Below are 26,776 nucleotides of genomic sequence, written 5' to 3'. Positions count from 1 at the left end.
TTCGAGTTGTGCGACGAGCGGTCCGGCTTGTCGAGACGGCCCGTCCGGCCCATGTTCCGCGGCATGTCACGCACCATGAAGGCCCTGCTCGGCGTCTGGATTGCGGCCCTCGCGGTCGCCGCCGGCTGGATCGCCTGGGACGCCACCAAGGGCGGAAAGCCGTCGATCGGCGGCCCCTTCCAGCTCGTCGACCAGGATGGAAGGCCGTTCTCCAGCGACCAGCTCAAGGGCAAGCCGACTCTGATCTACTTCGGCTTCACCTATTGTCCCGACGTCTGCCCGACCTCGCTGCTGCTGATGGAGACGGCGGTCGAGAAGCTTGGACCGGACGCCGCCAAGAAGGTGAACCTCGTGTTCATCACGATCGACCCCGAACGCGATACGCCGGCACTGCTGAAGGGCTACGTGCCCAACTTCGGGGCGGGCATCATCGGCCTCACCGGCACGCCGCAACAGATCGCCGACGTGGCCAAGGCCTATCGCGTCTACTACCAGAAGGTGCCGGGCAAGGAGGGCTCGCCTTACCTGATGGATCACTCCTCGATCGTGTACCTGCTCGACCGCAACGGCCGCTTCGTGACCCACTTCACCCACGATGCCAAAGCTGAAACCATCGCAAATGCCGTGGGGCGGTTGCTCTAAGTCATTGATTTTTCACGATTGCTGCGACGCACTATAAGCGTGACATAGGCGGTTCGGAGCGTACAATCCGCGCCCCATGCTTTATCAAGCCTACGAATTCCAGCGCCAGCTCGCGACCCCCATCCGGATGTGGGCCAGCGCTCTCGAACAGGTCTATTCCAGCCCCTACAATCCCTGGGCGGAAACCTGGTTGGGCAAATCGGTCGCCGCCGGCGCCGAGATCATGACCCGCCTGACCCAGAACTACGGCAAGCCGGCGTTCGGGTTGAAGACCACGCAGGTCGGCGACGAGACCGTCGCGGTCAACGAAGAGATCCTGCTGCGCAAGCCGTTCTGCCAGCTCCTGCACTTCCATCGCGACACGACCCGGCGCGACCCCAAGGTTCTGGTCGTGGCGCCGATGAGCGGCCACTACGCCACCCTGCTGCGCGGCACGGTCGAGGCGCTGCTGCCCGACCACGACGTTCACATCACCGACTGGATCGATGCGCGCGAAGTGCCGCTCGCCCAGGGCAACTTCGACCTCGACGACTATATCGACTACGTCGCCGACTTCTGCCGCTACCTCGGCCCCAACGTCCACGTCATCGCCGTTTGCCAGCCTTCGGTGCCCGTGATGGGCGCCGCGGCGCTGATGGCCGAGGCGAAGGAGCCGCGCCAGCCCAAGTCGATCACCCTCATGGGCGGCCCGATCGATACGCGCGTCAGCCCGACGGTCCCCAACGACCTCGCGATGCGCAACTCGATGATGTGGTTCCGCCAGAACGTCATCTCGACGGTGCCGCTCAACTATCCGGGCGCCCTGCGTCGCGTCTATCCGGGCTTCCTGCAGCTGACCTCGTTCATCAGCATGAACCTCGACCGCCATGTGAACGCCCACATGCGCCAGTTCGAGCACCTGGTGAAGGGCGACGACGATCCGGCCGACGCGCATCGCACGTTCTACGACGAATATCTCGCGGTGATGGATCTCAGCGCCGAGTTCTATCTCCAGACCATCGAGGTCGTCTTCAAGGAACACCTGCTGCCGCGCGGCGAATGGGTGAGCCGCGGCCGCAAGATTGATCCGTCCTTCATCGAGACGGCACTGATGACAGTCGAGGGCGAACTCGACGACATTTCCGGCGTCGGCCAGACCAAGGCCGCGCATGCGCTCACGCCCAACATTCCCGGCGCGCGTCACGTACACTGGGAACAGCCCCGGGTCGGTCACTACGGCATCTTCAACGGCCGCAAGTGGCGCGAGCAGATCATGCCGCGCGTCCGCGCCTTCATTCGCGAGAACGACGCGCTGTAGCGATCGCGTTGCCGCCGGAAGCGAGGCAACCACCTTCGTCCGCTCAGCGTTGCGTTCCTCATGGGTATCGAGGAACAGTGGAATAACGCCGCCAACGTGCTGGTGGCCCTGATCACGACCTACGGGCTTAGGGTCGTGGGCGCGATCATCATCCTGTGCGTCGGCTGGATGACGTCGCGGCTGCTCTATACAGCCGTCGTGCGGCTGTGCCAGAAAACCCCACGCATCGACCGGACCGTGGCGCTCTTTCTCGGCAACGCCGCGCGCTACACGGTTCTCGTCTTCACCTTCGTCGCGGTGCTGACGACCTTCGGCATCGCCACCACCAGTTTCGTGGCCGTCCTGGGCGCACTGGGCATTGCGATCGGGCTCGCCCTGCAGGGGACGCTGAGCAACCTCGCGGCCGGCATCATGCTGGTCGTCTTCCGGCCCTTCCATATCGGCGACCGCGTCGAGACCGGCGGGGTCACGGGTATCGCGCGCGAGATCAACCTGTTCTTCACCGAGATAGACGGTGACGACAACACGCGCGTCATCATCCCCAACGGCAAGCTTTGGGGCGAGATCGTGAAGGTGCCGACCCGCAACGACACGGCGCGCCTGGAATTCCGCGTTCCCCGCCCCGCCAACGAGGATGTCGGCACCGCGATCTCGCGGCTGCGGAGCCTGATCGAGCGAGACCATCGGGTGCTGAACATCGGCGCCATCGGCATCGATACGCTGGAGGCGGACAAGTACACACTCGCGGCCCAGGTCTGGGTGCAACGGGATGCCGCCACCCCGTTCAAATTCGACCTCAACCGCAGCATCAAGGAAGAGTTCGACCGTAAGCCGCCCGCCATGGTGGAGCGACGCGTCGGATAGGGCTAACCTCGCCCTCCATGAGCGCCCTGCCCGTCGAAATTTCCGAATGGAAGCCCGCGCCCTTCGACCTGAAGGGAGAGACCGTGTTCGCCATCGGCGACGTGCACGGCTGCGCGGCCGAACTCAAGGCATTGCTGGCGACCATTGCGAGACTTGCCGGCGAGGCAGACGGTCGGCGCCGCCTGATCTATCTCGGCGACATGATCAATCGCGGACCGGACAGTATCGGCGTTCTGGAGCAATGGGCCGGCAGCGAGGAAGCTCATGGTGTCGACCATGTCGACCGGCTGATGGGCAACCACGAGATCATGATGATGCTCACCGTCGTCGGCGGGCCGCATGCGCACAAGGCCGAGACCATGTGGCTATCCAAGCGCATGGGCGGGCACATCCTGCTCGACGAGATGGCCACGCGCGCCGGGCATCCGGCGACCCATGCCGATCAGGCCCTGCTTCGCGAGGCGCTGGGCGAGGCGGTCGTGCACCGACTGCAGGGCATGCGCTCACATGTGCGGCTCGGCAACACCGTGTTCGTCCATGGCGGCCTCGACCCGCACGCCGAGGTGGAAGAGTTCCTGGCCCGCCCCTGGCTGATCTTCACCGAGGCGCGCTGGGCCTGGATCAACCACGGCTTCCTTGACTGGAAGCAGGGGTTCGGCGGCACGCTGGTGGTGCACGGCCATACGCCGCCCGACAAGCACAAGGCGATCAGCGGCATGGACGACACGCATCTGTTCGAAGGCGACCGCCTGTGCCTCGATGGCGGCAGCGCCCGTACCGGCATCGTGGCGGCCGCCGAGATCCGGCAGGGCAGCTATCGCATCCTCAAGGCCGGCATCGCCTTCGAGAATCCCGCCTCTTCCGACGCCGAATAGGCGATAATTTTTCCGATCGGGCTGTCGGCAGGCGGCCCACCCGTACGTCCTGGGTAACAGAGGGACCGCAGACCCATGCTCTACGCCATTCTTTGCTACAATTCCGAGGAAGCCGTTGGCGCGTGGTCCAAGGACTATCACGACCAGACGATGACCAGGCTCTACGCCGTCAACGACAAGCTTGCCAAGGAAGGCCGGCTGGGGCCGGTGGCCCGCCTGCTGCCGACCACCGCGGCCACGACCCTGCGCAAGGGGCGCGAGGAGATGGTGATCGACGGGCCGTTCGCCGAGACCAAGGAGCAGCTTCTCGGCTTCTACGTCATCGACTGCGCTTCGCTCGACACGGCTATCGAGACGGCCAGGGAACTGGCCAAGGCCAATCCCGGCACGGGCAGCTACGAGATCCGCCCGGTCGCCGAATTCCATCCCAGCCAGCTTCCCGACGCGAAGAAGCCCGCTGCATGAATGACCTCGGCTGGATCGATCCGGTTCTCGGCGCCGCGCGACCGCAGGTCATGGGCGCGCTGCTGCGCTACTTCCGGAATCTCGATACCGCCGAGGAAGCCTTCCAGGAAGCCTGCCTGCGCGCGTTGAAGAACTGGCCGCAGAACGGTCCACCCCGCGATCCTGCCGCCTGGCTGATCCTGGTCGGCCGCAACGCAGCGCTGGATCAGGTCCGACGACAGACGAGGATGACGCAACTGCCGGACGAGGCAGTCCTCTCCGACCTCGACGACGCGGAGGCGTCGCTCGCCGATCGGCTCGACGGCGAGCACTACAAGGACGACATCCTGCGATTGCTGTTCGTGTGCTGCCATCCCGATCTGCCGGCGACGCAGCAGATCGCCATGGCGCTGCGCATCGTCTGCGGACTGTCGGTGAAGCAGATCGCCCAGGCCTTCCTGGTCAGTGAAGCCGCGATGGAACAGCGGGTCACGCGGGCCAAGGCGCGCATCGGCTCTGCCGGCGTCGCTTTCGAAACGCCCGGCGCACCGGAGCGGGCGGAGCGGCTCGCGGTCGTCGCGGCGATGATCTACCTGCTGTTCAACGAGGGCTATTCGTCGGGCAACAGCCGCGAGGCCGAGGCGCGCAAGCCCTTGGCCGAGGAGGCGATCTGGCTGGTCCGCCTGCTGCTGCGCCTGTTTCCCACTGAGCCCGAGATCATGGGTCTCACCGCCCTCATGCTGTTGCAGCGGTCGCGGACAAAAGCCCGCTTCGACAAGGACGGCAACATCGTCCTGCTCGAAGACCAGGACCGCAGCCTGTGGAGCCAGCCACGCATCGCCGAGGGGCTGGCACTGATCGACAAGGCGATGCGCCATCGACGGCCCGGGCCTTACCAGATCCAGGCAGCCATCGCGGCGCTGCATGCCCGCGCGAAGTACGCCGAGGAGACCGACTGGGCGCAGATCGATCTGCTCTATGCCAACCTCGAACGCCTGCAGCCCTCGCCCGTCGTGACGCTCAACCGCGCCGTGGCGGTCTCCAAGGTCAAGGGAGCGCAAGCCGCGCTGGACATGATCGAGCCGCTCGGCGAGCGGCTGCGGAGCTATTTCCATTTCCACGGGGTGAAGGGCGCACTGCTCGAGAAGCTCGAGCGGCCGGACGAGGCCCGCAAGGCTTTCGGCCAGGCGATCGCGCTCGCCAACACGCCGGCGGAGGCCGCGCACATCCGCCAGCATCTCGACCGCTTGTCCGCCGGCTGAAGAAAATCACGCCGGCGATGTCGGGATCGGAACAGGCCGTTCGTCCTCGGGATACATCATCAGCCAAGGAGACCGTCATGACCGCACCCCAGCAGCCCCCCGTCCTCGGCGGCCCCTGCCCCTATCTCTCGGTCAGCAACGCCGGCAAGGCCGCGGACTTCTACGTCGCGGCGTTCGGCGCAAAGGAAGTCGCGCGCATGCCGCCCGACGACAAGGGCCGCCACATGCACATCCATCTGGTGATCAACGGCGGCTCACTGATGCTGGCCGACGCCTTCCCCGAGCACGGCGCACCGCTGGAGAAGCCCGCCGGCTTCATGCTCCACCTCCAGGTCGAGGATGTCGACGCGGCTTTCGACAAGGCGGTGAAGGCCGGTGCCACGATCGCCATGCCCGTACAGGACATGTTCTGGGGCGACCGCTACGGCCAGCTGCGCGATCCCTTCGGGGTCATGTGGACGATGGGCGCACCGATCAAGGCCACCCGACCATGATCTCGCATCCGGCACTCTGGGCGGGCCGCGTCATGAGCGGCCTCGCCATCCTGTTCCTGCTCTTCGATGGCACGATCAAGCTGGTGCCGCTGGACATCGTGATCGCCACGTCGAAGGAGATGGGATTGCCCGCGACCGACTCCTTCGCCCGTTTCCTCGGCGTCGTGACCCTCGCCTGCACGGCTCTCTACGCCTGGCCGCGCACTGCCCTGCTGGGCGCGGTCCTGCTGACCGGACTGTTCGGCGGCGCGATCGGCACCCATCTGAAGCTCGACAGCCCGCTGTTCAGCCACACGCTGTTCGGCCTCAATCTCGGGATCCTCATGTGGGGCGGCGTGTGGGTGCGCGATCCGCGCGTGCGGCGCGTGATGCCGTCCATCGCCTGACGGCCACCAGCCCAGCAGACCCTGGATCTGCTCCGCGAGCTGCATCTGCTGACTTCGGCGCTCATGATCCCCCTCTGATCCGTGCCTTCCCACAGGTGGGCACCATTGCCCTGCCCAGAGGGGGTGAAAGCGCCTTCAAGACGACGGGAGAAGTTCCCTGAAACAGCCCTCGTCAGGACCTGCGGGGCTGGATGATGGCGAGGAATTCGGAGCCGTAGCGCTCCAGTTTGGTGTCGCCGATGCCATGGATTTCCCGCATCGCCGCGGGGGTCGTCGGCCGATGGGTGGCGAGTTCGACCAGGGTGCGGTCGGAGAAGACGACATAGGCCGGCACGTTCTGTTCCCGCGCCAGCCGGGTGCGAAGGGCCCGCAGCGAGTCCAGCATCGCGACGTCGGCGTCGCCGACAATCGCCGCCGTCGCCTCGCGTCGGTCGCGGCGCGAGCCCTTGCCGGCCGGCGCCGCCACGATCTTGCGAAGCTCGACCCTGCGGCCGCCCTTCAGGACCTCCCAGCCTTCGTCAGTGACCCGCCAGCGGCCGTGCTCCATCAGTTCCTGGGCAATCAGGCCGACCGCCGAGAGCTGGCGGAAGATCGAGCGCCAGTCGGTTGCCTTGCGGTCCTTGCCGACCCCGAAGGTCGGCAGCCTGTCGTGATTGAACTTCGACACGTTTTCGGTGAGATCGCCGGTCAGGATGGCGATCAGATGCTCCATGCCGAAGCGCTCGCCGGTGCGCACGATGGCCGACATCGCCTTCTGCGCATCGATGGTTGCGTCGAACAGCTCGACGCCTTCCTGGCAGAGATCGCAGTTGCCGCAGATCTCCGACGCCTCGCCGAAATAGGCGAGCAGGGTCTGCCGCCGGCAGCGCGGCGCCTCGGCGAGCGACAGCAGCGCACCGAGACGCTGACGCTCGATGCGCTTGCGCTCGTCCGAGGAATCGCCCTGCTCGATCTGCAGGCGGCGCAACTGCATGTCGCCGAGGCCATAGAGCGTAAGCGTGTCGGCCGGCAGCCCGTCGCGGCCGGCGCGGCCGATCTCCTGGTAATAGGCCTCGACGTTCGACGGCAGGTCGGCGTGGCAGACGAAGCGCACGTCGGGCTTGTCGATGCCCATGCCGAAGGCGACCGTCGCGGTCATGACGATCCCGTCTTCCTGCTGGAAGGCGTCCTGGTTGGCGTCGCGAGCCGCCTTCTCGAGGCCGGCATGATAGGGCCGCGCGTTGATCCCCGCTTCCTTGAGGGTCTCGGCCAGCTCTTCGACCTTGCGGCGCGACGAACAGTAGACGATGCCGCTCTCGCCCTTGTGCGACTGCACGAAGGACAGGACCTGCCGCGTGGAGCGCTCCTTGGGCTTGAAGGCGAGCCGGAGGTTGGGCCGGTCGAAGCTGCGCACGAAGACGCGGGGCGGCGCGGCGAACAGCTTCTCGACGATGTCGCCCCGGGTTGGAGCGTCCGCCGTCGCGGTGAAGGCCAGGGTCTGCAGGCGCCCGCCGATCTGCCGCGCGAGATTGCCGAGCGTCAGATAGTCGGGCCGGAAATCGTGGCCCCATTGCGAGACGCAGTGCGCCTCGTCGATCGCCATCATCGACACCCCGGCTTCGGCCAGCATCTCGACCGTGTCCGGCCGCGCCAGCCGCTCGGGCGCGACGTAAAGCAGCCGCAGTTCGCCGCGGCGCAGCAGCCCCAGCACGCGGGTATTCTCTGTCGGCTCGTTGCTGGAATTGAGACTGCCGGCCGAGACGCCGGCGGCCGTCAGCGCCTGGACCTGGTCGCGCATCAGCGCGATCAGGGGCGACACGACCAAGGTCAGGCCGGGGCGCACGAGGGCCGGCAATTGGAAGCAGAGCGACTTGCCGCTGCCGGTGGGCATCACGGCCATGACGTTCTCGCCGTCCAGCACGGCGCGAACGATCTCTTCCTGCCCGGGCCGGAAGGCATTGAATCCAAAGACGGAATGCAGCAGCGCCCGGGCGCTCGAGAGGGGATCTTCCATTATTGACGGCAACCTACCCCCGCGCGCCCCGATGCGGCCATGTGGAATGCCGTCGCGATCAGGGGGCATTTACGAACCTTACCGAAAAACGACCGTACCAAGGCAACCCGCACCCTTCGTGCTCGTTTACTTACAATAATGAGGGGATACGAATGCTGGGACTGAGCCTCGCCGTGCTCTTGGCCGCCGCGGGCATCGCGGCCTTTCCATGCTGGCGGTACAGCGCCGGCTGGGGTTATGGACCAAGCACCGTGGCAGGTGGGCTGCTGTTCCTCGTCGCGGCGCTCACGATCGGCGACCGCGCGACGCCGCACTCGCTATCGGCCACGCCCGAGCGCATCCCGCTATCGCGCACGCAAGGGCTGGTCGCGCGGGCGGAGATCTAGCCGGCCATCAATCGTACTTCGCTGGGGAATGCGCGTAAGCTCGTCGCCATGGCCCGACGATCCGGGGATTCTCCCCGGCTCGACGCCAGGAAACCACCCCTCCCATGTCCATGAAGCATCGCCGCGGCAACCGCGAGACGAAGAAGCCCAAGCAGAACAAGGAAAAGGTCGTGGCGCCAACCTTCGCGTCCGCCATGGCGGCTCCGGTAAAGCCGGCCTCCACCGCCAAGCGCAAGTAGCGCCTAGCCCAACGTAACGACAACTCTGCGCCGGACGGAACCCTCGTCCAGGAGAACGACCGCCCTGCCGTCCACGACAGGTAGTGTCTCGCCGTCCAACTCGACGGCGACGACACCGCGGCTGACTCCGGTCGGATTACGCACCTCGATCTCGTAAACCGATCCACGCAGGGTGAGAGTCATCTCGAAACCTGGCCATGTCGTCGGCAGGCAGGGCGCGACCTCGATTCGATCGCCCTTGACCCTGAGGCCGAGGATCGACTCGATGCCGGCACGATAGAGCCAGCCCGCCGAGCCGGTGTACCAGGTCCAGCCGCCGCGCCCGACATGCGGCGCCACCGAATAGACGTCGGCCGCCACGACATAGGGCTCGACCTTGTAGCGCAGCACGCCGGCGCGGGTGGCCGTGTGGTTGATGGGGTTGAGCAGCGCGAACAGCTCGTGGGCCTTGTCACCCAGGCCCAGCGCAGAGAATCCCATGATCGACCACGCCGCCGCGTGGGTGTACTGGCCACCGTTCTCGCGGATACCGGGCGGATAGCCCTTGATGTAGCCGGGATCGAGCGGTGTCTTGTCGAAGGGCGGCGTAAACAACAGCGCCAGCCGGTCGCCGCGATGCACCAGCATCCTGTCGAGCGACTCCATGGCCTGTGCCGCCCGCGCGGGATCGGCGGCGCCCGAGATCGCCGCCCACGACTGGGCGATCGAATCGATGCGGCACTCCTCGCTGCTGGCCGAACCCAGCGGCGTGCCGTCGTCGTAATAGCCCCGGCGGTACCAGGCGCCGTCCCATGCCTCGCGGTCGAGTGCGGCCTTCAGCGCCTCGGCATGCGCAAGCCAGGCGGCCGCCCGCCGCGTCTCGCCGCGTGATTCGGCGATCGGCGCGAACGCCCGCAACGCCGCATACAGGAACCAGCCCAGCCAGACGCTCTCGCCGCGCCCCGCCTCGCCCACCCGGTTCATGCCGTCGTTCCAGTCGCCGGTGCCGATCAGCGGCAGGCCGTGCGCGCCCGTGGCGAGGCTGAGGTCGAGGCCGCGCGCGCAATGCTCGAACAGCGGCGCACTCTCGTCTGCCTGGCCCGGCTGGAAGTAGAGATCGTGCTCGCCCTCCCGCAGGGCCGGCCCATCGAGGAAGGAGACGGATTCGTCGAGGATCGCGGCATCTCCGGTGGTCTCGACATAGTGCGCCGCGACGGTGGCGAGCCATGCGCGATCGTCCGAGATACGCGTGCGCACGCCCTGGCCCGCGATCGGAAACCACCAGTGCTGCACGTCGCCTTCGACGAACTGTCGCGATGCCGCACGCAGGATGTGGGCGCGCGCCAGCGCCGGCATCGGCACCGAAAGCGACATCGCATCCTGGAGCTGGTCGCGGAACCCGTAGGCGCCGCTTGCCTGGTAGAAGGCCGCGCGCGCCCAGTAGCGGCAGGCCAGCGACTGGTAGAGCAGCCAGCCGTTCAGCAGGATGTCGGTCGCGGGATCGGGCGTCTTCACCTGCACGGTGCCGAGCACGCCGTCCCAGAAGCCCACCGTCTCGCGATGGACAGCGGCGAGGTCGGCCGTCCGGTACCGTCCGATCAGCGCGCGCGCCTCGGCCTCGTCGGCCGCCTGTCCCAGGAAGAAGACCGCCTCATGCACGCCGCCACGCGGCAGCTCGATGGCGGACTGCAGGGCCGCGCAGGGATCGAGCCCGGCGCCCAGTCGTTGCGACAGCGGCAAGCCGGCGCTGAGGGCCGCGGGATTGTCCATGCTGCCGTTGCGGCCGATGAATTCGCCACGATCGCCCGTCCATGTGGTCTGGCGACCGGCGAGATCGGCGAAGGCCACGCGGCTTCCATGATGGAGGTTCCATCTGTTGCGCGCGAAGATCGCGCCGGTTTCGCCATCCCGCTCGGTGACGACCGTGGGGCCGGAGGCGCCGCGGGCGAGTCCCAGCACCCATTCGGCATAGGCCGTGACCGAGAGCCGGCGCGGCCGGTCGGAGATGTTGCGCAGCGTGAGCCGCGAGATCTTTATGGAATCGCCCATCGGGACGTATTGCAGCAATTCGAGCGCGATGCCGTTGGCCACCACTTCGAACCGGCTGTAGCCGCGGCCGTGGCGCACGATATAGGTCGCCTGTTCGACCCGGATCGGTCGCGCCGTCGGCGTCCACACGTCGCCGCTGTCGAGGTCGCGCACGTAGAGTGCCTCGCCCGGCCGGTCGACGACCGGATCGTTGGACCAGGGCGTGAGCTGGTTGTCGCGGCTGTTCTCGGACCACGTATAACCGCCGCCATCGGCCGCCACCTGGAAGCCGAACGACGCATTCGAGATGACGTTGATCCAAGGCGCCGGCGTCGACTGCCCCGGCCCCAGCACGGTGACGTACTCGCGACCATCGGGTGAGAAGCCTCCGAGGCCGTTGAAGAACTGCAGCGCGGCCAGCGCCACCGGCTTCGGCGGCATCGACTTCGCCCGGTCACCCGGCCTGGCAACACGACGAAGCGGCGGCGCCACGCCCCGCGGGGACTTCAGGCGGTCGAGCTGGTCGGACAGGCTGCCGCGCCCGCCGCGCAGCACCACGCGCGCCAGGGCAAGCAGCAGGGCCCGGGTCTCGGTCGAGATCAGATCGGTCCGCAGGACGTAGATGCCACCGGGCACGTTCTCGACGCCAAGATGGGTCCGGGACCGGCTGGCCCGCACGAGCGTGTCCAGCATGGACTGGAGATCCTGCACATAGGACGTGCTGCGCTCGTTCAGGATCACGAGATCGACCGACAGACCCTTCAGTTGCCAGTATTCGCGCGCGCGCAGCAGCTCCCGCACGATACCGGTGTCCTCGATCTCCTCCACGCGCACCAGCACGATCGGCAGATCTCCGGAGATGCCTTGCGACCACAGCACGGGGGGGCCTGCGAGGCCGCGCCGGATCGCATCGGGTGAAGAGCGCAGCGCCGGATTGGCGTAAAGCACATGCCCGGCCAGGCGCTGGAAGTAACTCGCCTCGACCGCATCGATGTCGAGATGGCGGAGCTGAACCTGCCCCTGCGTCCAGGCGAGCGTCGCCGCGCGCGTGAAGGCATTGGCGTCGAGATGCCGGTCGATCGCGTCGAGCAGCGCTTCGCGGGACGCAGCCACCAGCGTCCAGAAGGCGATCCGCGCGAGACCTCCGGCCGGTACGTGCAGTCGGCGCCGCAATGCAAAGATCGGATCGAGCACCGACCCGACCGTGCCGGAGAGCCGACGACCGTCGGTCACCGCGATCGCATCGCCGATCTCGTTGCCGCGGCCGATGAAACGGGCGCGATCGGTTTCGACTTCGATCTCGCCAACAACCTCTCCTTCGACCACGGCCAGATGTGCCGCCCAGAGTTCGGGCTCGCCCGGGCCGCGGCGACGGCGCGTCGCCAGCAGCGCACCGATGGCCGGCAGATACTCGGTGTGCACGAACATCTTGGAGAAAGCCTGATGCGCGGCATCCGCACCGCGCGGCGCCAGGACGATCTCGGCATAGGACGTCAGCTCGACGGTGCGCGCGAGGCCGCCGACATTGCTCAGCGTCACGCGCCTCACCTCCGCATCGTCTTCCGGCGACACGACGATGTCGACACTCGTCACCAGGGTGCCGTCGCGGCGCACGAATTCGGCGCGGTCCTCCGCGAACATCACGTCGTAGCGGTCGGGACGCTGGCCGCAAGGCTGGTGCGTGGCGGACCATACGGCTCCCGTCTCGACATCGCGCAGGAAGACGTAGCTCCCCCAGTCGTCGCGGATCGTGTCCTCGCGCCAGCGGGTCACGGCCTGGGCGCCCCATTGGCTGTAGCCGGACCCCGCTGCCGTCAGCATGACCGAATAGCGTCCGTTCGACAGGAGATGGACGGACGGGCTGGCGGCGTGCGGATTGCGCAGGCGGCGCACCAGCGCCGGCTCGGCCTCCCTGGCCAGTACGCTGGCGCCGACTTCCTCAGCGCGCGGATGGGCGACCGCGACATCGCGCGGCGCGCGCTCCTGCAGCAGCAGTTCGGTCGCCTGCACGCCCGGCTCGGCATGAAAGCGCGACCGCATCACGCCATCGAGAAGAGCATTGGCGATGGCCACGACCGTCATGCCCTGATGGTGGGCCATGTAGGCCTTCACGACCGCCCGGCTCTCGCCGTCCGGCAGGCGCGACGGCGTGAAGTCGAGTGCCTCGTAGAAACCATAGCGACCGCGCGCGCCGAACGCGGCCAGCCGGTCGAAATTGGCGGCGGCGGCCGCGGGATCGACCATGGCGGCTAGTCCGGTGGCGTAGGGCGCAATGACGAGATCGTCGCTCAGGCCGCGCTTGAAGCCGAGGCCGGGCACGCCGAAGTTCGAGTACTGGTAGGTGAGTTCCTTGTCGCGTGCATTGTAGGCCGATTCCGAGATTCCCCACGGAAGGCCGAGATCGGTCGCGTACTGGACCTGACGCCGAACGACCAGCCGGTTGGTCTTCTCGAGCAGGCTGCCGAACGGGGCGCGCATGACCAGAGACGGCATCAGGTACTCGAACATCGAGCCCGACCACGAGACCAGCGCCGCGCTGTGGCCGACCGGTGTCACTTCGCGGCCCAGCCGGAACCAGTGGCGGGCCGGAATTTCACCCGACGCGATCGCCACGAAGCTCGCCAGCCGCGCCTCGGAGGCGAGCAGGTCGTAGCAATTGATATCGAGCCGGTCCTCGGCGACCAGGAAGCCAATCGACAGCAGCCGGCGGCTCTCGTCGAACAGGAAGTCGAACTCCATGGCGCCGGCCGTGGCGCGTGCCGACGCCTCCACCGTCGACAGGCGACGATGCAGGTCGTCCGTCATCTGATCGGTCCGGCTTGTGTCCCGATGATGGCTTGCGACCGTCCGGTGGGCGGCCTCGATCCAGAACAGCATGTCGGCGCTCTCGGGGTCGTCGCGCTCGCTGGCGAGCGTGCGCGCGAGATCGACGGCGGTCTCCGCCATCGCCAGGACAGCGGCCGGCCGGAACGGGATCGCGGACAGCGACACCGCCAACCCGTCGAACGCGCGGACGAGTTCGGGCCGGGTGACGAGATGGGTGCGACGGTCGTCGGACAGCCCGGCCAGCGCCTCGCGGGCGAGGTCGAGGCTGTCGGCTGCGCCACGCGCGCCATCGGGCGCCGCGGCACTCCGCGTGCGCCAGGCGCCGCAGGCGTTGGCCAGGGCGATCAAGTGCCCGGCAAGGTTGCCGCTGTCCACCGTCGAGACGTAGCGCGGCTCGAGGGCGCGCAGGTCGCTCGTGTCATACCAGTTGAAGAAATGTCCGCGAAAGCGCTGCAGCCTCTCCATCGTCGCGAGAGTGGCTTCCAGGCGCTCGACGGCTTCCGTTGTGCCGATCCAGCCGAACTCGCGCGCGGAAGCGGTCGAGAGCAACAGCAGGCCGAGATTGGTCGGCGACGTGCGATGGGCCACGACCGGCGCCGGTGTCTCCTGGAAATTGTCAGGCGGCAGCATGTTGTCTGCCTCGGTGACGAAGGTCTCGAAGAAGCGCCAGGTCCGGCGGGCGATCAGGCGCAGCGAGGCCGCTTCCGCCGGCTTGATCCGCAGGCTGGCGGCATCGTGGGGCGGGCGGCTCACCCAGTGGGCGACGAGGGGTGCCAGCAGCCAGGCCAGCACGAAGGGCGCGGCAACCGGCGCCGCCGCGGCGCCGACCTGCCAGACCACCCCCGCAGCGACCAGCGCGACCACGACGCTTCCGGCCATCTTGCCGTAGAGACCGGGCCAGCCGGCCCGCAGGCTCTGCTTGGATTGGGCCGCCGTGATCCATTCGAGCAGGCGGCGATGGCTGACCACGAGCCGGAACAACGTCCGGCCGATCGCATCGACCATCAGCCAGGCATGATGAGCCAGGAAGACGACGAGCAGGGCCGTCTGCGAAGCCGCGGCCACAATGTCGTTCCAAAGCGCATCGAGATGACTGCGCGTGGTAATCTTCGCATGTCGCGGGAACAACGCGGCCATCGCCGGCAGCAGCGTGGGCATCGCGATGGCCAGAAGCACGAAGCCTGTCCAGACCAGCGCCGCGGGCAGCGGCAGCGTCCAGCCCACCATCAGGGAGACGATCGCCGCGGGCGCCGACAGCGTGCGACGCAGATTGTCGAACATTTTCCAGAAGCCGATGGCTGGCAGGAAGCCCGACCGCCTGCCGGGCGCCGCCTTCACGACTCCCAGCATCCACGGCAGAAGCTGCCAGTCGCCGCGCGCCCAGCGATGCTGGCGTGCCGCCGCCACGTCGTAACGCGCGGGAAATTCCTCGACGACCTCGATGTCGGAAGCCAGGCCGGAGCGCGCGAAGGTTCCTTCGAAGAGATCGTGGCTCAGCATCGTGCTGTCGGGAACGCGGCCATGCAGCGATGCCTCGAAGGCGTCGATGTCGTAGATGCCCTTGCCCGAGTAGGATCCCTCTCCGAACAGGTCCTGATAGACGTCCGACACCGCCGACGCATAGGGATCGATGCCGCTGTTGTTGGAGAAGATGCGCTGGAACCTCGAGCCCTCGGCGCCGACCGGGAGCGAGGGCGTGACGCGCGGCTGCAGCACGCCGTAGCCCTCGACCACGCGGCCCTCGGCGGCCTCGAAGCGCGGCCGGTTCAGCGGATGGGCCATCTTGCCGACCAGACGCACGATCGCATCGCGCGGAAGGCGCGTATCGGAATCCAGGGTCACGATATAGCGCACGTCGGCGGGCAGTGGCCGGACCGCACCCGCGGCCGCCACGACGAAGGTCGTGTCCGTCGAGCCGCGCAAGAGGTGGTTGAGCTCGTGGAGCTTGCCGCGCTTGCGCTCCCAGCCGATCCAGGCGCCTTGCGCCTCGTTCCAGCCGCGGCGGCGATGAAGCAGGAAGAACCGATCGGTGCCGTCTGGCGTCGGATACCGAAGATTGAGGCGCGCGATCCCCTTGACCGCGATCGCGAGCAGGGCGGCGTCTCCCGGCATCGATTCGGCCGGCGCATCGGTCCAGTCCGACAACAGGGCGAAGTGTATGGCGCCGGCCGGATTGGAGAGATGATGGACTTCGAGGCTTTCGATCTGTTCCTCGATCGCGGCCTGCGTCGTGAGCAGGGTGGGAATTGCCACGAACGTGCGCAGATGCGCAGGCACGCCCTCACGCAGCTCGAGACCCGGCAACAGCGTGGCGCCAAACCCGCCGGTGATCAGCCGGTTGACGAGCAGCAGCGCCGCATCGAGCGCCGGCAGCAGCCCCGCGCATGCCATGACGACCAGCAGGCGGCCTTGTATCCCCAGCAGCGACAGGCCGAGCAGCGGCACCAGCAGCACGATTCCCGCCGTGACACCGACACTCGCGACATAACCGGCGAGGCCGGTCCGCAGCAGGCGGCGTCGAACCGTGAGACCTCGGGTGCGAAATCCCACCGACCGCTCGAAGGCCCGCCGGCCGCGTCCGATCAGATGGTAGCCGGGCTCGCGCCGCCGTCCGTCCCCGTTGCCGTCGCTTCCTCCCGACACGCCGGCTTCCGCGGCGGCCGCCAGGGCGCGGCGGGCGATCTCCGGCTCGTCGAGGGTCGTGCCGCGCGCAATCTGCTCGATGGCCGTGCGATAGAGATTGCGGGTAGCGAAGTCCATTTCGGCGAACACACCGTCGGTCCGCAGCACGTCATCGACCGGGCTCACCGTCTCGAAGAGCTTGGCCCAGTCGACGTCGGAAATGAGCCGCATGCTGGTGATGATGTTGCGGACCGTGACGTTGGTCGCGCCCTGGAGCTGGTGCTCGCGTCGCACCAGCTCGTCGGCGCTTGTCCCCTCGCGCGCCAGACGGTTCTCGAGCCAGCCCACCGCCGGAGTCGTCTCGGGATCCTGATCTCGCAGGCGATGCACGAGCTGGACGGCGAAACCTTCGGAGAAGCCTTCGCGGTCGTAGGGCTGGAGAGCGGTCGGATCGGCCTTGAGATCCTTGAGGCCCAGCAGGCGGTCGGCGACCATGTCGGCCTGTTCGCGTGCCGAGCGTCGATCCACGATCCGGCTGGCCGAGCGGCGCAGATTCTCGACCAGGACGATGCGAAGCGTGATGGCGACGGCCCAGAGTTCGCCGATGCTGAGCGGCTGGATCGTCTGGTAGGCCCGCACGAAGCGGGTGAGGGTCTCGGGATCGAAGCGGCTGTCGGTATGGGCCACGAAAGCCCACGCCAGGCCGAAGACCCGCGGGTAGCCGGCCAAGGGGCCGTCGCTGAGCTTGGGAAGCTGGCGATAGTAACCCGCCGGCAGGTCTGTTCGGACTTCGCGCACCTGCTTCTCGACGAGATGGAAGTTGTCGAGCAACCATTCCGCAGCCGGGGTGATCGTACGGCCGGCATCGACCGCCGCGGCGATCGAGCGGTAGGCCGCCAGCAAGACGCGCTCGTTGTCGCGCAGGCGGACGACGAGCGACTTGCCCGACGTCAGGGCGGCATGGACGGGCTGGCTGGTCGCCAGGCTCTGGGCGTGCTGCTCCAGCCGCTCGATGCTGAACAGCTCGCTGCGGATGGCGTCTTCGTCTTCACGAATGGAAGCGGGTCGCGCGCGCCCGAAGGCGCGCCACGCGAACGATTTCAAGGAAATGAGGCCTTTCAGGCTAAGGCGTGCAAGCGACGAAAATTGGTCTCGCGCACGCATGAAGCGACCTCCGGCAAGCGGGGCCGCTATGAATGATCTTCTACAGCAAACGGCCAGCGGCGACGAATCGCGCCAGCCGCGTCAACGTGAAACCGCCTGCACGGTTCCAGGGGACTATTGAAACCGTTTTTGCTATCGCTTTCCGGAGATCATCACGGGAGACCGATCATGCTTCGCGTTGTCACCTTGGCCGCCGCCGTCCTCGCCGTCTCGGCCCTTCCTGCCCTGGCGCTCGACTGCCCCAAGCCGCAGCCGACGGCGAAGCCCGGCATCCTGAAGGAAACCCCGGCCCAGATGGCGACCGTCGGCAAGCAGCTCGCCAGCGGCGACACTTTCAACGCCATCGCCTCGGCGACGGCCGATCTTCGCATCCGCTATCCCGGCGTCGAGAGCGCCGAAGTCGTGAACTATCTCGTCACCGCCTACTGCCCGGCGGTAGCGGCGAACAACAAGCTGAGCGAAGCGCAGAAGAAGTCGGCGGTTGACGGTTTCGCCGCCCAGGTGATGCGCCAAGTCTATTGATCTGAGGCTTTAATGGCGGGCTGCCTGCCCGCCGTCGAGCGTCATGACCACGCCGCTGATGTAGCTGGCGCGGTCGGAGGCTAGGAACACGGCGAGGTCGGCGACCTCGTCGGGCTCGGCGGCGCGGCCGAACGGCATGTGCTTCGTAAGCTCCGGCCAGCGCTCGGGATCGCCGAACTTCTGCTCCGCCACGTTGCGCAGCCGCGTCAGCATGCGGTCGGTCCGGGTGGCCGGCGGGTTGATCCCAACCACGCGCACGCCGTGATCGACGCTCTTCGATCCCACCGCGCGGGTGAACGCCATGATACCGGCATTGCCCATCGTGCCCGCGACGTAGTCGTAATTATAGCTCTCGCCGGCAAGGCCGATCACGTTCACCACCACGCCCGCCTTTCGGGCGTACATCTTCTCCAGCATGGCGCGCGTGGCGTTCACATAGCCGAACACCTTGAGATCCCAGGCCTCGCGCCACTTGGGCTCGGTCATGCCGAAGACGTCACCCTGCGGGATGGCGCCGGCATTGTTCACCAGGATGTCGGCATGGCCGACCGCCTCGACGACGCGGCGGGCGGTGTCGCCATTGGAGAAGTCGGCTGGATGGATCTCGACCGGCACGTTGTGACGGGCGCGGATCTTCTCACGTGCCGCCTCCAGCGATTCCTTCGAGCGCGAGGCGATGTGCACGGTGCAGCCTTCGGCCGCGAAGCCCATGGCGCAGGCGAAGCCGATGCCGCGGCTGCCGCCGGTGATCAGCACGGTCTTGCCGGAAAGCTTCATGTCCATTGGTCGTTCCCCCTACAGCCGGTAGACGCTGTCGATCGCGGCACGGCCGTCCTCGGTCTTCACCCGGCCATCCTTCACCATCTGCACCAGATGGGCGAGCATCGAACGGCCGGCGGCCGGATGCAGATGGACCGGCGTGTCGGCATAGTTCTTGGCGACCATCTGCGGGATGGTCTGCGGTCCGTCCTTGAGGCGCGCGATGATCTGCGCCTCGCGGCCCAGCCGATGCTCGATATAGGCCTGCACGAACGAATTGGGATCGCGGATCTCCGCGCCGTGCGTCGGGATGTAGAGGCTCTCGTCGCGCGGCAGCAGCTTGCGCAGCGACGCGAAGTAATCGGCCATGTTGCCGTCGGGCGGCGAGATCACCGCCGTGGACCAGCCCATGACGTGGTCGCCCGAGAGCAGCGCCTTGTCTTCCTTCACCGCGAAGCAGAGATGGTTGGAGATGTGGCCCGGCGTATAGACCGCCTCGACGTTCCAGCCGTCGCCCTGGATCACGTCGCCGTCGTTCAGCTTCACGTCCGGCGCGAAGGAGAAGTCGCCTTCCTGCTCGGTCGTGACGCCTTCCGGCGTCGGATGCGGGCCGTAGCTGTAGACCTTGGCGCCGGTCGCTTTGGCGAGCGCTGGCGTCGCCGGCACATGGTCGATATGGGTGTGCGTCACCAGGATGTGCGTCACCGTCTCGCCGCGCAGCGCGCGCAACACGGCATCGATATGCTCCTGGTCGTCGGGGCCGGGATCGACGACGGCGACGTTGCCGTGGCCGATGATGTAGGTGCCGGTGCCCTTGAAGGTGAAGGCGCTCGGATTGTTGGCGACGACGCGGCGGATGAGCGGCGTCACCTCCATCGCGGTGCCGTAGTCGAACTTGAAATCCCTGATGAAAGGAATGCCGGCCATCGCGAGACCCTTACGGTGAAGGCGGTGTCAGTTTGTAGAGCGAGTTCCGGACATCCGCGCTGACATAGACGATGCCGGTGCGGCCGACCGCGACGCCCGTGGGCACGAGCGCAGGCGGGCCGCCGGGGAACGGCGCCAGGCCGATATCGAGGTTCGAGGCGATCACCGTTTTCGCACCGGTTGCCGGGTCGATGGCGACGACGCGCTTCTGGCCGACCTCCGCCACGTACAGACGCCCGTCGGGACCGATGTCGATGCCTTCGGGACCGGTCAGATTGTCGGCCACCACCTTGCGCGCACCCGTGGCGACGTCGATCTGGCTGACGGCACCGGCGGCGATCTCTGTGATGTAGACCAGCGAGCCCGGCCCGTGCGCCATGGCGACAGGGCCGCGCAGCTCCTTGACGACGATGCTGCGTTCCTTGCCGTCGGCGCTGACCTTCACGAGGTTGCCGCTGGCCAGCTCGGCCACGTACATCGTGCCGTCGGCAAACTCCACGGCATCGACGGGCGCCGAGAACTCACCCAGAGTCGCCGTCAGCTTGCCCGTCTTGCGGTCGACCTTCTCCACGGTGTTCGAGAACCAGCTCGAGAGCAGCACGTTCTTCGGGCCGAGCGAGATGCCGATCGGATAGGCGTGCGTCTCGCCATGCACGCGCAGCACATCGGTCACTGCGCCGTTTGCACTGTCGACCGTGCGATAGCTGAACACATCCGCGACATGCACCGTGTCCTTGCCGCCGTCGGTCGAGACGGCGAGGTCGGCCGGGACCGCGAGCCTGCCTTCGACGATGGTGCGCCAGGCGCCGGTCTGCTTGTCGACAAGGTAAATCCCGTTGTCGGTCATCGAGGAGACGAACAGGCGACCGCGCGAATCGAAGGCGAGATTGTCGAGGCCGGGCTTCATCGAGGCGACCAGCTTCTTGGCCTTGCTGGTGAGGCTCACGCTCCAGATGCCGCCGGTGCCGGTATCGACGACATAGACGTTGTCGCGGTTCTGCGGATCGATGTTGGCGGCGGCCGGCGTCTTGAAACCAGACGCGATCACATCGGTTGCGCCGGTTTCGAGGTTGACCTTGACGATGTCGCCCTTGAACCACAGCGGACCGTAGAGGAAGCCGTCGTCCTTATGGACCTCGAAGCCGTTGAGACCGCCGAGCTTCTCGGCGATGCGGCGCAGCTCGCCGCGCGCGAACGGCTTGAAGTCGGGCTTGTCGACGTTCTTGATGTCGATCTCATAGAGCGCATCGCCGAGGAAGACCTCGGAGACGAACAGCCTTCCGTCCTTGCCAAAGGCGAGCGAATTGGGACCGCTCATGCCGTGCGCGACCTCGATGGTCTTGCCGTTCGGCTTGCGGACGTAGACCTTGCCGATGAGAAACGCCGTCCACGCCATGGTGCCGTCATCGGCGAAGGCGATATCGTCGGCCATGCCGGTCGGCGGATCGATCACGCGGTCGACCTCACCCGAATCGACCTGCACCCGGTAGAGGGTCTGGCCGATCACCGAGCCGGCGAAGAGCTGATCGTCCTTGTTGAAGGCAAGCCCATGCACGCCGTGAAACCAGGATCCCTGCACCAGAAACTGCTGGCCATATTCCTTGGGCGGCGGCGTTACCGCCTGCTGCGCCCCTGCGCTGCCAGCCATGCCGAACGCAAGCACCGCCGTAGCGACAATGCGGCCCAACCCCATCCCGTTTTCCTCCGACCGTCTCTCTCGCGGCGCGGACTTTAGACCGGAGTACGGGTTTTGTAACGCCGAACCCTTCGGCTACCATCGTTCCGACAAGAAAACGCGCATTCTGCAGGAGAAAAAACATGGCGGGTCCGCTTTCGGGACTGACGATCGTCGAGCTGGCCGGTATCGGCCCGGCGCCGATGTGCTCGATGATGCTGGGCGACATGGGCGCCGACGTCATTCGCGTCGACCGTACGAAGGCGCACGTCATGGATCGTCTCGCCGACCCGAAATTCGCCGTCCATAATCGCAGCCGTCGCTCGGTGTCGATCGACCTGCAGAAGAAGGAAGGCGTCGAGGTGGTGCTGCGCCTGATCGACAAGGCCGACGGCATGACCGAGCCATTCCGCCCCGGTGTCGCGGAACGTCTGGGCCTCGGTCCCGACATCTGCCTCGCGCGCAATCCGAAGCTGGTCTACGGCCGCATGACCGGCTGGGGCCAGGAAGGCCCGCTCGCCAAGGCGGCCGGCCACGACATCAACTACATCGCGCTGACCGGCGCGCTGCACGCGATCGGCAGCAAGGACAAGCCCATGCCGCCGCTCAACCTCGTGGGTGATTTCGGCGGCGGCGGCATGCTGCTGGCCTTCGGCATGGTCTGCGGCCTGCTCGAGGCGCAGCGCTCCGGCAAGGGCCAGGTGGTCGACGCCGCGATGGTCGACGGCGCGGCCCTGCTGCTGGGTGGCATCTACGGCATGGCGGGCGCAGGCCTGTGGAGCGACGAGCGCGAGAGCAACATGCTCGACGGCGGCGCCCACTTCTACGGCACCTACGAGACCAAGGACGGCAAGCATGTCTGCATCGGTTCGATCGAGCCGCAATTCTACGACCTGCTGCTCGACAAGACCGGCCTGAAAGGCGAGACGCTACCGGCGCAGATGGACCGCAAGGCCTGGACCCAGCTCAAGACGAAGCTGGCCGGTATCTTCAAGACCAAGACGCGCGATGAATGGTGCGCGATCATGGAGGGCACGGACATCTGCTTCGCGCCGGTGCTTTCCATGAAGGAAGCGCCGGATCACGCGCACGCCAAGGCGCGCAACGCCTATGTCGACGTGGCCGGCTTCGCGCAGCCCGCCGCCGCCCCGCGCTTCTCGCGCACCAAGGAAAGCGTGAAGGGGCCCGCCGCCCGGCGCGGCCAGCACACCGACGAGATCCTGGGTGAGCGCGGCTTCTCGACGAAGGAGATCGGCGAGCTCAAGGCGGCCGGCGTCGTCGGCCCGCAGGCCTGACGGCAGCCCATGATCCGCGCCTTCGAACTGGCGGTGCAGCAGCTTGGAGATCCCAAGCTGCGCAGCATCGTCTGGCAATCGCTGGCGCTGTCGCTGGTGCTGCAGATCGCCCTCGGCGTACTCGCCTGGTGGGCGCTGCAATCGTTCGCCACGTTCCAGTGGACGTGGCTGAACGAGACCATCCGCTGGCTGGGCGGCGGTGCCGTGACGGTGCTGGCGCTCATGCTGTTCCCGGCAAGCTTCGGCATCGTGATCTCGATCTTCATGGAGCGGATCGCCGACATCGTGGAGGCCCGCCACTATCCGCAGCTCGGGCCGGCGCGCGGCATCCCGCTCTGGACCGGCCTGTGGTCGGGTATCGTCTTCCTGGCCATGCTCGTGGCGATCAACCTCGTGATGCTTCCCTTCTACCTGGTTGCCCTTTTCGTCGCCGGGCTGGGCGCGGCCCTGTTCTACGGCGTCAACGGCTGGCTGGCGGGTCGCGAGTACTACGAGCAGGTCGCCCTGCGCCGGCGCGATCCGGCCGAGGTGAAGGCCTGGCGCAAGGCCAACGGCGGGACGCTGTGGCTGACCGGTGTCGTGATCGTCTTCCTGGGGACAATCCCGATCCTCAACCTGATCGTGCCGGTGCTGGGCGTCGCGATGATGGTTCATGTCGCTCAGGGCCTGAAGCCGCCCCTTAACCGGGCGGCCCCGTCGCGCTAAACTCGCACCATGAAAGCTGCATACGGGGCGCTGGCCGTCACCCTTCTGCTGGGAGGCTGTCAGACGGGTGGTCCCCAGGAATATTCGCTGGGCGCCGGGGAGACGGGCGTCTTCAGTTCGCGGAACGCCGGCTCGCCGATCCCGGCGGATCGCATCAAGGGATTGGACGAGTCCCAGCTCGTCGCCCTGTTCGGTGCCCCCCAGCTCGACCGCAAGGACGGATCGGCGCGCGTCCTGCGCTACCATTCGGACGCCTGCACGTTGTTCGTCTCGATGTACCAGCGCGACGGCCAGCCCTTCAAAGCGGAGTTCACCGACGCCTACGACACGCACCTGAGGCCGCTGCCGACCGACCAGTGCGCCGGTTCGATTGCCGCCCAGAAGAAGCGGGTCGCCTGAACCGGTTCCGTCCCCCGTCAAATTCCGGCACGGCACGACCGCAACTTTTGTCCTTCGATTCTGTTGTATCGGGGCGCCGTCATTCAGGACCGGCGCCCGAAATTACAGGAGGGCGGCATGGACAGTGCCCGCACGGAACTCAAGGACAACGTCGAAAAGTTGCGCAATGCCAAAAAGATGGCAGCGGCACCAGCGGCCTCTGAGCGCGACGCCGCGGACCTCAAGATCCTCGAGCAGGAAGTTCAGGCACAGCGTCTTCAGGTGAAGCGCGAAGCCGGCAAGGAACCAGAACCGGCTGGCGTCACAGCCAGGCCCGGCGAATCGGCCGAGAAGCTTCTCGACCGCAAGCTCGATGCCGCGCTGAAGGAGAGCTTCCCGGGCAGCGATCCCGTGTCGTTCGTCCAGGCGGCGCCCGTGAAGCCCGAGGACGAACAACTCACCTCGGTCAAGGGTGGCACCAACAAGGGTTGATGCTGAGAGGAGCCTTTAAAGCAGCCGTCGCCACAACAGGGCGACGGCTGCAACCGCTTGCTCCTGCGCGATCATGTCGAGGTGACCGAACTCCGGGACGATCTCCACGACGACGTGCTTGTTGAGGGTTCCGAACAAAGGCCGGTACTGCTCTGCGCGGAACAGTTCGTCTTGCGCACCCACCACGATGGCCGTCGGACGGTCGATGCGCGCCAGTTCAGCCCGCCATTCGCGGCTGAGCTGGAGGCCGACCGCGAGCCTGAAGGAATAGACCGGCGTTCGGTTCTCGCTCGGACGCGCGGCCGTGGCGAAGCGAACGACCTCCAGGTTCTGGAACAATGGCAAGCCCAGGCCGTCGAGAATGGAGAGTGCCACGACGCGAGGCACGGCCACGCTCGCCCAGCCGCCCGAAGCGGGACGGTTGGTCGGCGAGTCCTGCGCAATGTAGGGCGATATTGCGAGGTAGGCGTCGAACGCATGACGATTCGGACCGCTGGCCGTGCGCAGCACGAAGCCGCCGCCCGACGAGAAGCCGATCAGCGTCCGCTTGATCTTCGGATCGGTGAGGCCGGTCGCCTTGATGAAATCCATCAGGTCGTCGTCGAGCTGGCTGCGATATGAAGTGTCGCCATTGACGGTACCGCTGCCGCCGTGGCCCCGCAGGCTGATGGCGTAGACGGTCGCGCCTGCTGCCTGGAGAGCCTGCGCGGACTTGTGCATCGAGATGCTCGCGCCTGACGATCCGTGGACCAGCACAACCACGCGATCCACGCTGCCCGGATAGAGCCGATAGGTGAGCGGCGCGCCATCGCGTGCGGCGACGCGCCGGACGGCGGGGATCTCGGCCGGGTTCCACTTGTCGCTGCCCGGCAGCGAGTCGCCCGCCGCCAGGCGCGGCAACTCGCCGGGGGTGCTCAAGGCAATGACGCCGGCGAAGCTCGCGACCACGAGCAGCACGAGCACGGCGGGCGCCCAGGCCAGGCGCGGCATCCACCGGCTCGACCGGACGGCGCCAACGCCTCCCAGCCAGCCGAGGCCGATGCCCGCCACCAGGCCGCCGCCGCCACCGGCCAGGGCGATCCATGCCGGCTCGGCCCTGAGGGCAGGCGCCATCCCGAAGACGACGCCCAGCGCATAGCGCACGGCGAAGATCGACAGGCCGAAGGCGAGCATGAACCAGCCGCCCGCCAGTTCGAGACGGCCGTCGTCGAGGCGCCGCACGGCGCGACGGCGGCCCAGCCACAGTCCCAATGGCAGACCGACGGCAAGAGCTGCCAGCCAGGTGACCGAAGCCAGCGCCGGCCGAGGCAACTGTCCGATCCCGGCCACGGAGAAGAGCAGCCCGACGACCGGCAGGATGGCCAGCCGCCACAGCGGCAGGGTCCGCTGCCGCAGCCCCAGGACGCCCAGCCAGACGACGAGGGCCATCAGCGGCCACACCCAGAGAGGCGTGTGCGTGACGATCTGGAAGATGGTTTCGAAAGGCGACTGCATGGCGTTCTCCGGAGACAGCGGCGTTGCCGTCACCTTCCGGGCCGCGCGGCTCGCGGACCATCTTCCCTGCGTGGAAAGGCTGGCGTTTTTCGCGATCTGACGTCATTCATCCGTTCACGATGCGCGAATCGCCCTACGTCCGGTCGTTACCATTCCAGCTGCCGGCGGTCGTCGGGCTCGCGCTCGTCCTGGGCGTCACCGGGCCTTTCGGCACTTACGAGCACATGGATCTCGGCCGGCGGATTGCCTACTTCGGCATCATCGGCGGGCTGAGCTGGCTGCAGATCGTGGTCCTGGCGGCCTGGTTCGGGCGCATCGAGCCGATCGACCGCTGGCCCGTCGCCGGCCGCATGGCGCTGGTCGGCGTGCTGGCCTCGATCCCGAGCACCTTCGAGGTCATCGTCGTCCAGTCCTGGCTCGGCCGGCCGATTCCCCTCTGGGCGGCGCCGTACATCTTCCCCGAGAACGCCCTGCTGACCACGTCGATCGCCGTGGTGTTCGGCCTGTTCGTCGAGCAGCGGCTGCGCGCCAAAGCCGATGCCGAACTGGCCCGCGTGGCCGCCCTGCCCCAGCCGCCGCCCGCCCTCCCGGAAGCCGCCACGTCCCCGCCGGCTTCACCCGACTTCCTGCGCCGTGTCCCGCCGGCCCTGGGCCGCGACCTGCTGGCCCTCGAGATGGAGGATCACTACCTCCGCATCCACACAGCGCTCGGCAGCGACCTCGTGTTGATGCGCCTTCGCGACGCACTGGCCGAGCTTGGCCCCGAGCGCGGCCAGCAGGTCCACCGGTCTTGGTGGGTGGCGACGGGCGCAATCGCCTCGGTCGACCGGACGGGCGGCCGCCTCGTGCTCACTCTGCGCAACGGACTTAAGGTCCCCGTCAGCAAGACCTATCGAGACAGCATCAAGGACGCGGGCTGGCTCGAAAAATAAGATGCCGTCGTCTCGACCGGAGCGCTTCCTCGAAAAGCCTCGGGGCAGGCTCCGCGCTACGCCTCGCTGCGCAAGGTTGGCATGGCGACGATGATC

Annotated in this window: 22 protein-coding genes; 16 read left to right on the top strand and 6 right to left on the bottom strand. The window is 67.2% G+C overall.

What is annotated here, in order from left to right; all coding sequences use genetic code 11:
* Positions 1 to 63: 63 nt before the first annotated feature.
* The 8 genes from KQ910_RS06930 to KQ910_RS06895 all read left to right on the top strand — a co-directional run bounded on the left by KQ910_RS06930 (position 64) and on the right by KQ910_RS06895 (position 6,264).
* Positions 64 to 642 carry an SCO family protein gene (locus KQ910_RS06930; protein ID WP_216957730.1) on the top strand — a complete coding sequence of 193 codons (579 nt, stop codon included), beginning with the start codon at positions 64 to 66 and terminating at the stop codon, positions 640 to 642.
* A gap of 76 nt (positions 643 to 718) precedes the next feature.
* The gene (locus KQ910_RS06925) at positions 719 to 1,939 is read left to right on the top strand and encodes a polyhydroxyalkanoate depolymerase (protein ID WP_216957729.1); all 1,221 of its coding nucleotides are present in this window, start codon (positions 719 to 721) and stop codon (positions 1,937 to 1,939) included.
* A gap of 60 nt (positions 1,940 to 1,999) precedes the next feature.
* A complete protein-coding gene (locus KQ910_RS06920) occupies positions 2,000 to 2,803 on the top strand; it encodes a mechanosensitive ion channel family protein (protein ID WP_216957728.1) in 804 nt (267 codons plus the stop codon).
* Positions 2,804 to 2,820: 17 nt separating this feature from the next.
* Positions 2,821 to 3,678 carry a metallophosphoesterase gene (locus tag KQ910_RS06915; protein WP_216957727.1) on the top strand — a complete coding sequence of 286 codons (858 nt, stop codon included), beginning with the start codon at positions 2,821 to 2,823 and terminating at the stop codon, positions 3,676 to 3,678.
* Between the two features lie 75 nt (positions 3,679 to 3,753).
* Positions 3,754 to 4,143 carry a YciI family protein gene (locus KQ910_RS06910; RefSeq protein ID WP_216957726.1) on the top strand — a complete coding sequence of 130 codons (390 nt, stop codon included), beginning with the start codon at positions 3,754 to 3,756 and terminating at the stop codon, positions 4,141 to 4,143.
* Positions 4,140 to 5,384 (top strand): RNA polymerase sigma factor, encoded by a 1,245-nt coding sequence (locus KQ910_RS06905; RefSeq protein WP_216957725.1) that lies wholly within the window; start codon positions 4,140 to 4,142, stop codon positions 5,382 to 5,384. The genes KQ910_RS06910 and KQ910_RS06905 overlap by 4 nt, the downstream gene beginning before the upstream one ends.
* Positions 5,385 to 5,461: 77 nt before the next feature.
* Complete coding sequence (locus KQ910_RS06900) at positions 5,462 to 5,878, top strand: VOC family protein (RefSeq protein ID WP_229600348.1); 417 nt, start codon at positions 5,462 to 5,464, stop codon at positions 5,876 to 5,878.
* On the top strand, positions 5,875 to 6,264 hold the full coding sequence (locus KQ910_RS06895; RefSeq protein WP_216957723.1) for a DoxX family protein: 390 nt from the start codon (positions 5,875 to 5,877) through the stop codon (positions 6,262 to 6,264). Before KQ910_RS06900 ends, KQ910_RS06895 begins: the two co-directional genes overlap by 4 nt.
* A 172-nt stretch (positions 6,265 to 6,436) precedes the next feature.
* On the opposite strand, the gene recQ is transcribed toward KQ910_RS06895, so the two are convergent.
* The gene (gene recQ, locus KQ910_RS06890) at positions 6,437 to 8,257 is read right to left on the bottom strand and encodes a DNA helicase RecQ (protein WP_216957722.1); all 1,821 of its coding nucleotides are present in this window, start codon (positions 8,255 to 8,257) and stop codon (positions 6,437 to 6,439) included.
* Between the two features lie 152 nt (positions 8,258 to 8,409).
* Here recQ and KQ910_RS27350 point away from each other — a divergent pair, with 152 nt between their 5' ends.
* Together KQ910_RS27350 and KQ910_RS26925 are read left to right on the top strand one after the other, a co-directional pair.
* Positions 8,410 to 8,643, top strand: a complete 234-nt coding sequence (locus KQ910_RS27350; RefSeq protein ID WP_216957721.1) for a DUF3309 family protein — start codon at positions 8,410 to 8,412, stop codon at positions 8,641 to 8,643.
* 104 nt (positions 8,644 to 8,747) lie between these two features.
* Positions 8,748 to 8,882 carry a hypothetical protein gene (locus tag KQ910_RS26925; protein WP_255560184.1) on the top strand — a complete coding sequence of 45 codons (135 nt, stop codon included), beginning with the start codon at positions 8,748 to 8,750 and terminating at the stop codon, positions 8,880 to 8,882.
* Between the two features lie 3 nt (positions 8,883 to 8,885).
* On the opposite strand, the gene KQ910_RS06880 is transcribed toward KQ910_RS26925, so the two are convergent.
* Positions 8,886 to 17,441 carry a GH36-type glycosyl hydrolase domain-containing protein gene (locus KQ910_RS06880; protein WP_229600347.1) on the bottom strand — a complete coding sequence of 2,852 codons (8,556 nt, stop codon included), beginning with the start codon at positions 17,439 to 17,441 and terminating at the stop codon, positions 8,886 to 8,888.
* 228 nt (positions 17,442 to 17,669) lie between these two features.
* Between KQ910_RS06880 and KQ910_RS06875 the strand changes: the two genes are divergently transcribed.
* Complete coding sequence (locus KQ910_RS06875; protein WP_216957719.1) at positions 17,670 to 18,023, top strand: hypothetical protein; 354 nt, start codon at positions 17,670 to 17,672, stop codon at positions 18,021 to 18,023.
* A gap of 9 nt (positions 18,024 to 18,032) precedes the next feature.
* Here the strand turns inward: KQ910_RS06875 and KQ910_RS06870 are convergent, their stop codons facing one another.
* From KQ910_RS06870 to KQ910_RS06860, 3 genes are read right to left on the bottom strand one after another with little or no spacing between them, the layout of a single operon-like run.
* The gene (locus KQ910_RS06870) at positions 18,033 to 18,806 is read right to left on the bottom strand and encodes a short-chain dehydrogenase/reductase (protein WP_216957718.1); all 774 of its coding nucleotides are present in this window, start codon (positions 18,804 to 18,806) and stop codon (positions 18,033 to 18,035) included.
* 12 nt (positions 18,807 to 18,818) lie between these two features.
* A complete protein-coding gene (locus KQ910_RS06865) occupies positions 18,819 to 19,709 on the bottom strand; it encodes an MBL fold metallo-hydrolase (RefSeq protein ID WP_216957717.1) in 891 nt (296 codons plus the stop codon).
* A gap of 10 nt (positions 19,710 to 19,719) precedes the next feature.
* A complete protein-coding gene (locus KQ910_RS06860; protein WP_216957716.1) occupies positions 19,720 to 21,402 on the bottom strand; it encodes an NHL repeat-containing protein in 1,683 nt (560 codons plus the stop codon).
* Positions 21,403 to 21,527: 125 nt separating this feature from the next.
* Between KQ910_RS06860 and KQ910_RS06855 the strand changes: the two genes are divergently transcribed.
* The 4 genes from KQ910_RS06855 to KQ910_RS26685 all read left to right on the top strand — a co-directional run bounded on the left by KQ910_RS06855 (position 21,528) and on the right by KQ910_RS26685 (position 24,254).
* Positions 21,528 to 22,679: a CaiB/BaiF CoA transferase family protein gene (locus KQ910_RS06855; RefSeq protein WP_216957715.1), complete on the top strand. Its 1,152-nt coding sequence runs from the start codon at positions 21,528 to 21,530 to the stop codon at positions 22,677 to 22,679.
* A gap of 9 nt (positions 22,680 to 22,688) precedes the next feature.
* Positions 22,689 to 23,384, top strand: coding sequence for an EI24 domain-containing protein (locus KQ910_RS06850; protein ID WP_216957714.1), 696 nt, complete (start codon positions 22,689 to 22,691; stop codon positions 23,382 to 23,384).
* 9 nt (positions 23,385 to 23,393) lie between these two features.
* Positions 23,394 to 23,783, top strand: coding sequence for a hypothetical protein (locus tag KQ910_RS06845; protein ID WP_216957713.1), 390 nt, complete (start codon positions 23,394 to 23,396; stop codon positions 23,781 to 23,783).
* 117 nt (positions 23,784 to 23,900) lie between these two features.
* Entirely contained in the window at positions 23,901 to 24,254 is a 354-nt protein-coding gene (locus KQ910_RS26685; protein WP_229600812.1) for a hypothetical protein, read from the top strand.
* Between the two features lie 15 nt (positions 24,255 to 24,269).
* Here the strand turns inward: KQ910_RS26685 and KQ910_RS06835 are convergent, their stop codons facing one another.
* Complete coding sequence (locus KQ910_RS06835) at positions 24,270 to 25,748, bottom strand: alpha/beta fold hydrolase (protein ID WP_216957712.1); 1,479 nt, start codon at positions 25,746 to 25,748, stop codon at positions 24,270 to 24,272.
* A 119-nt stretch (positions 25,749 to 25,867) separates the two neighbouring features.
* Between KQ910_RS06835 and KQ910_RS06830 the strand changes: the two genes are divergently transcribed.
* Positions 25,868 to 26,680, top strand: a complete 813-nt coding sequence (locus KQ910_RS06830) for a LytTR family DNA-binding domain-containing protein (RefSeq protein WP_216957711.1) — start codon at positions 25,868 to 25,870, stop codon at positions 26,678 to 26,680.
* Positions 26,681 to 26,776: the final 96 nt, after the last annotated feature.

Origin of the sequence: Reyranella humidisoli (genome assembly GCF_019039055.1) — a bacterium.
GTDB lineage: Bacteria > Pseudomonadota > Alphaproteobacteria > Reyranellales > Reyranellaceae > Reyranella > Reyranella humidisoli.
This window is presented reverse-complemented; position numbering and strand designations above follow the sequence as displayed.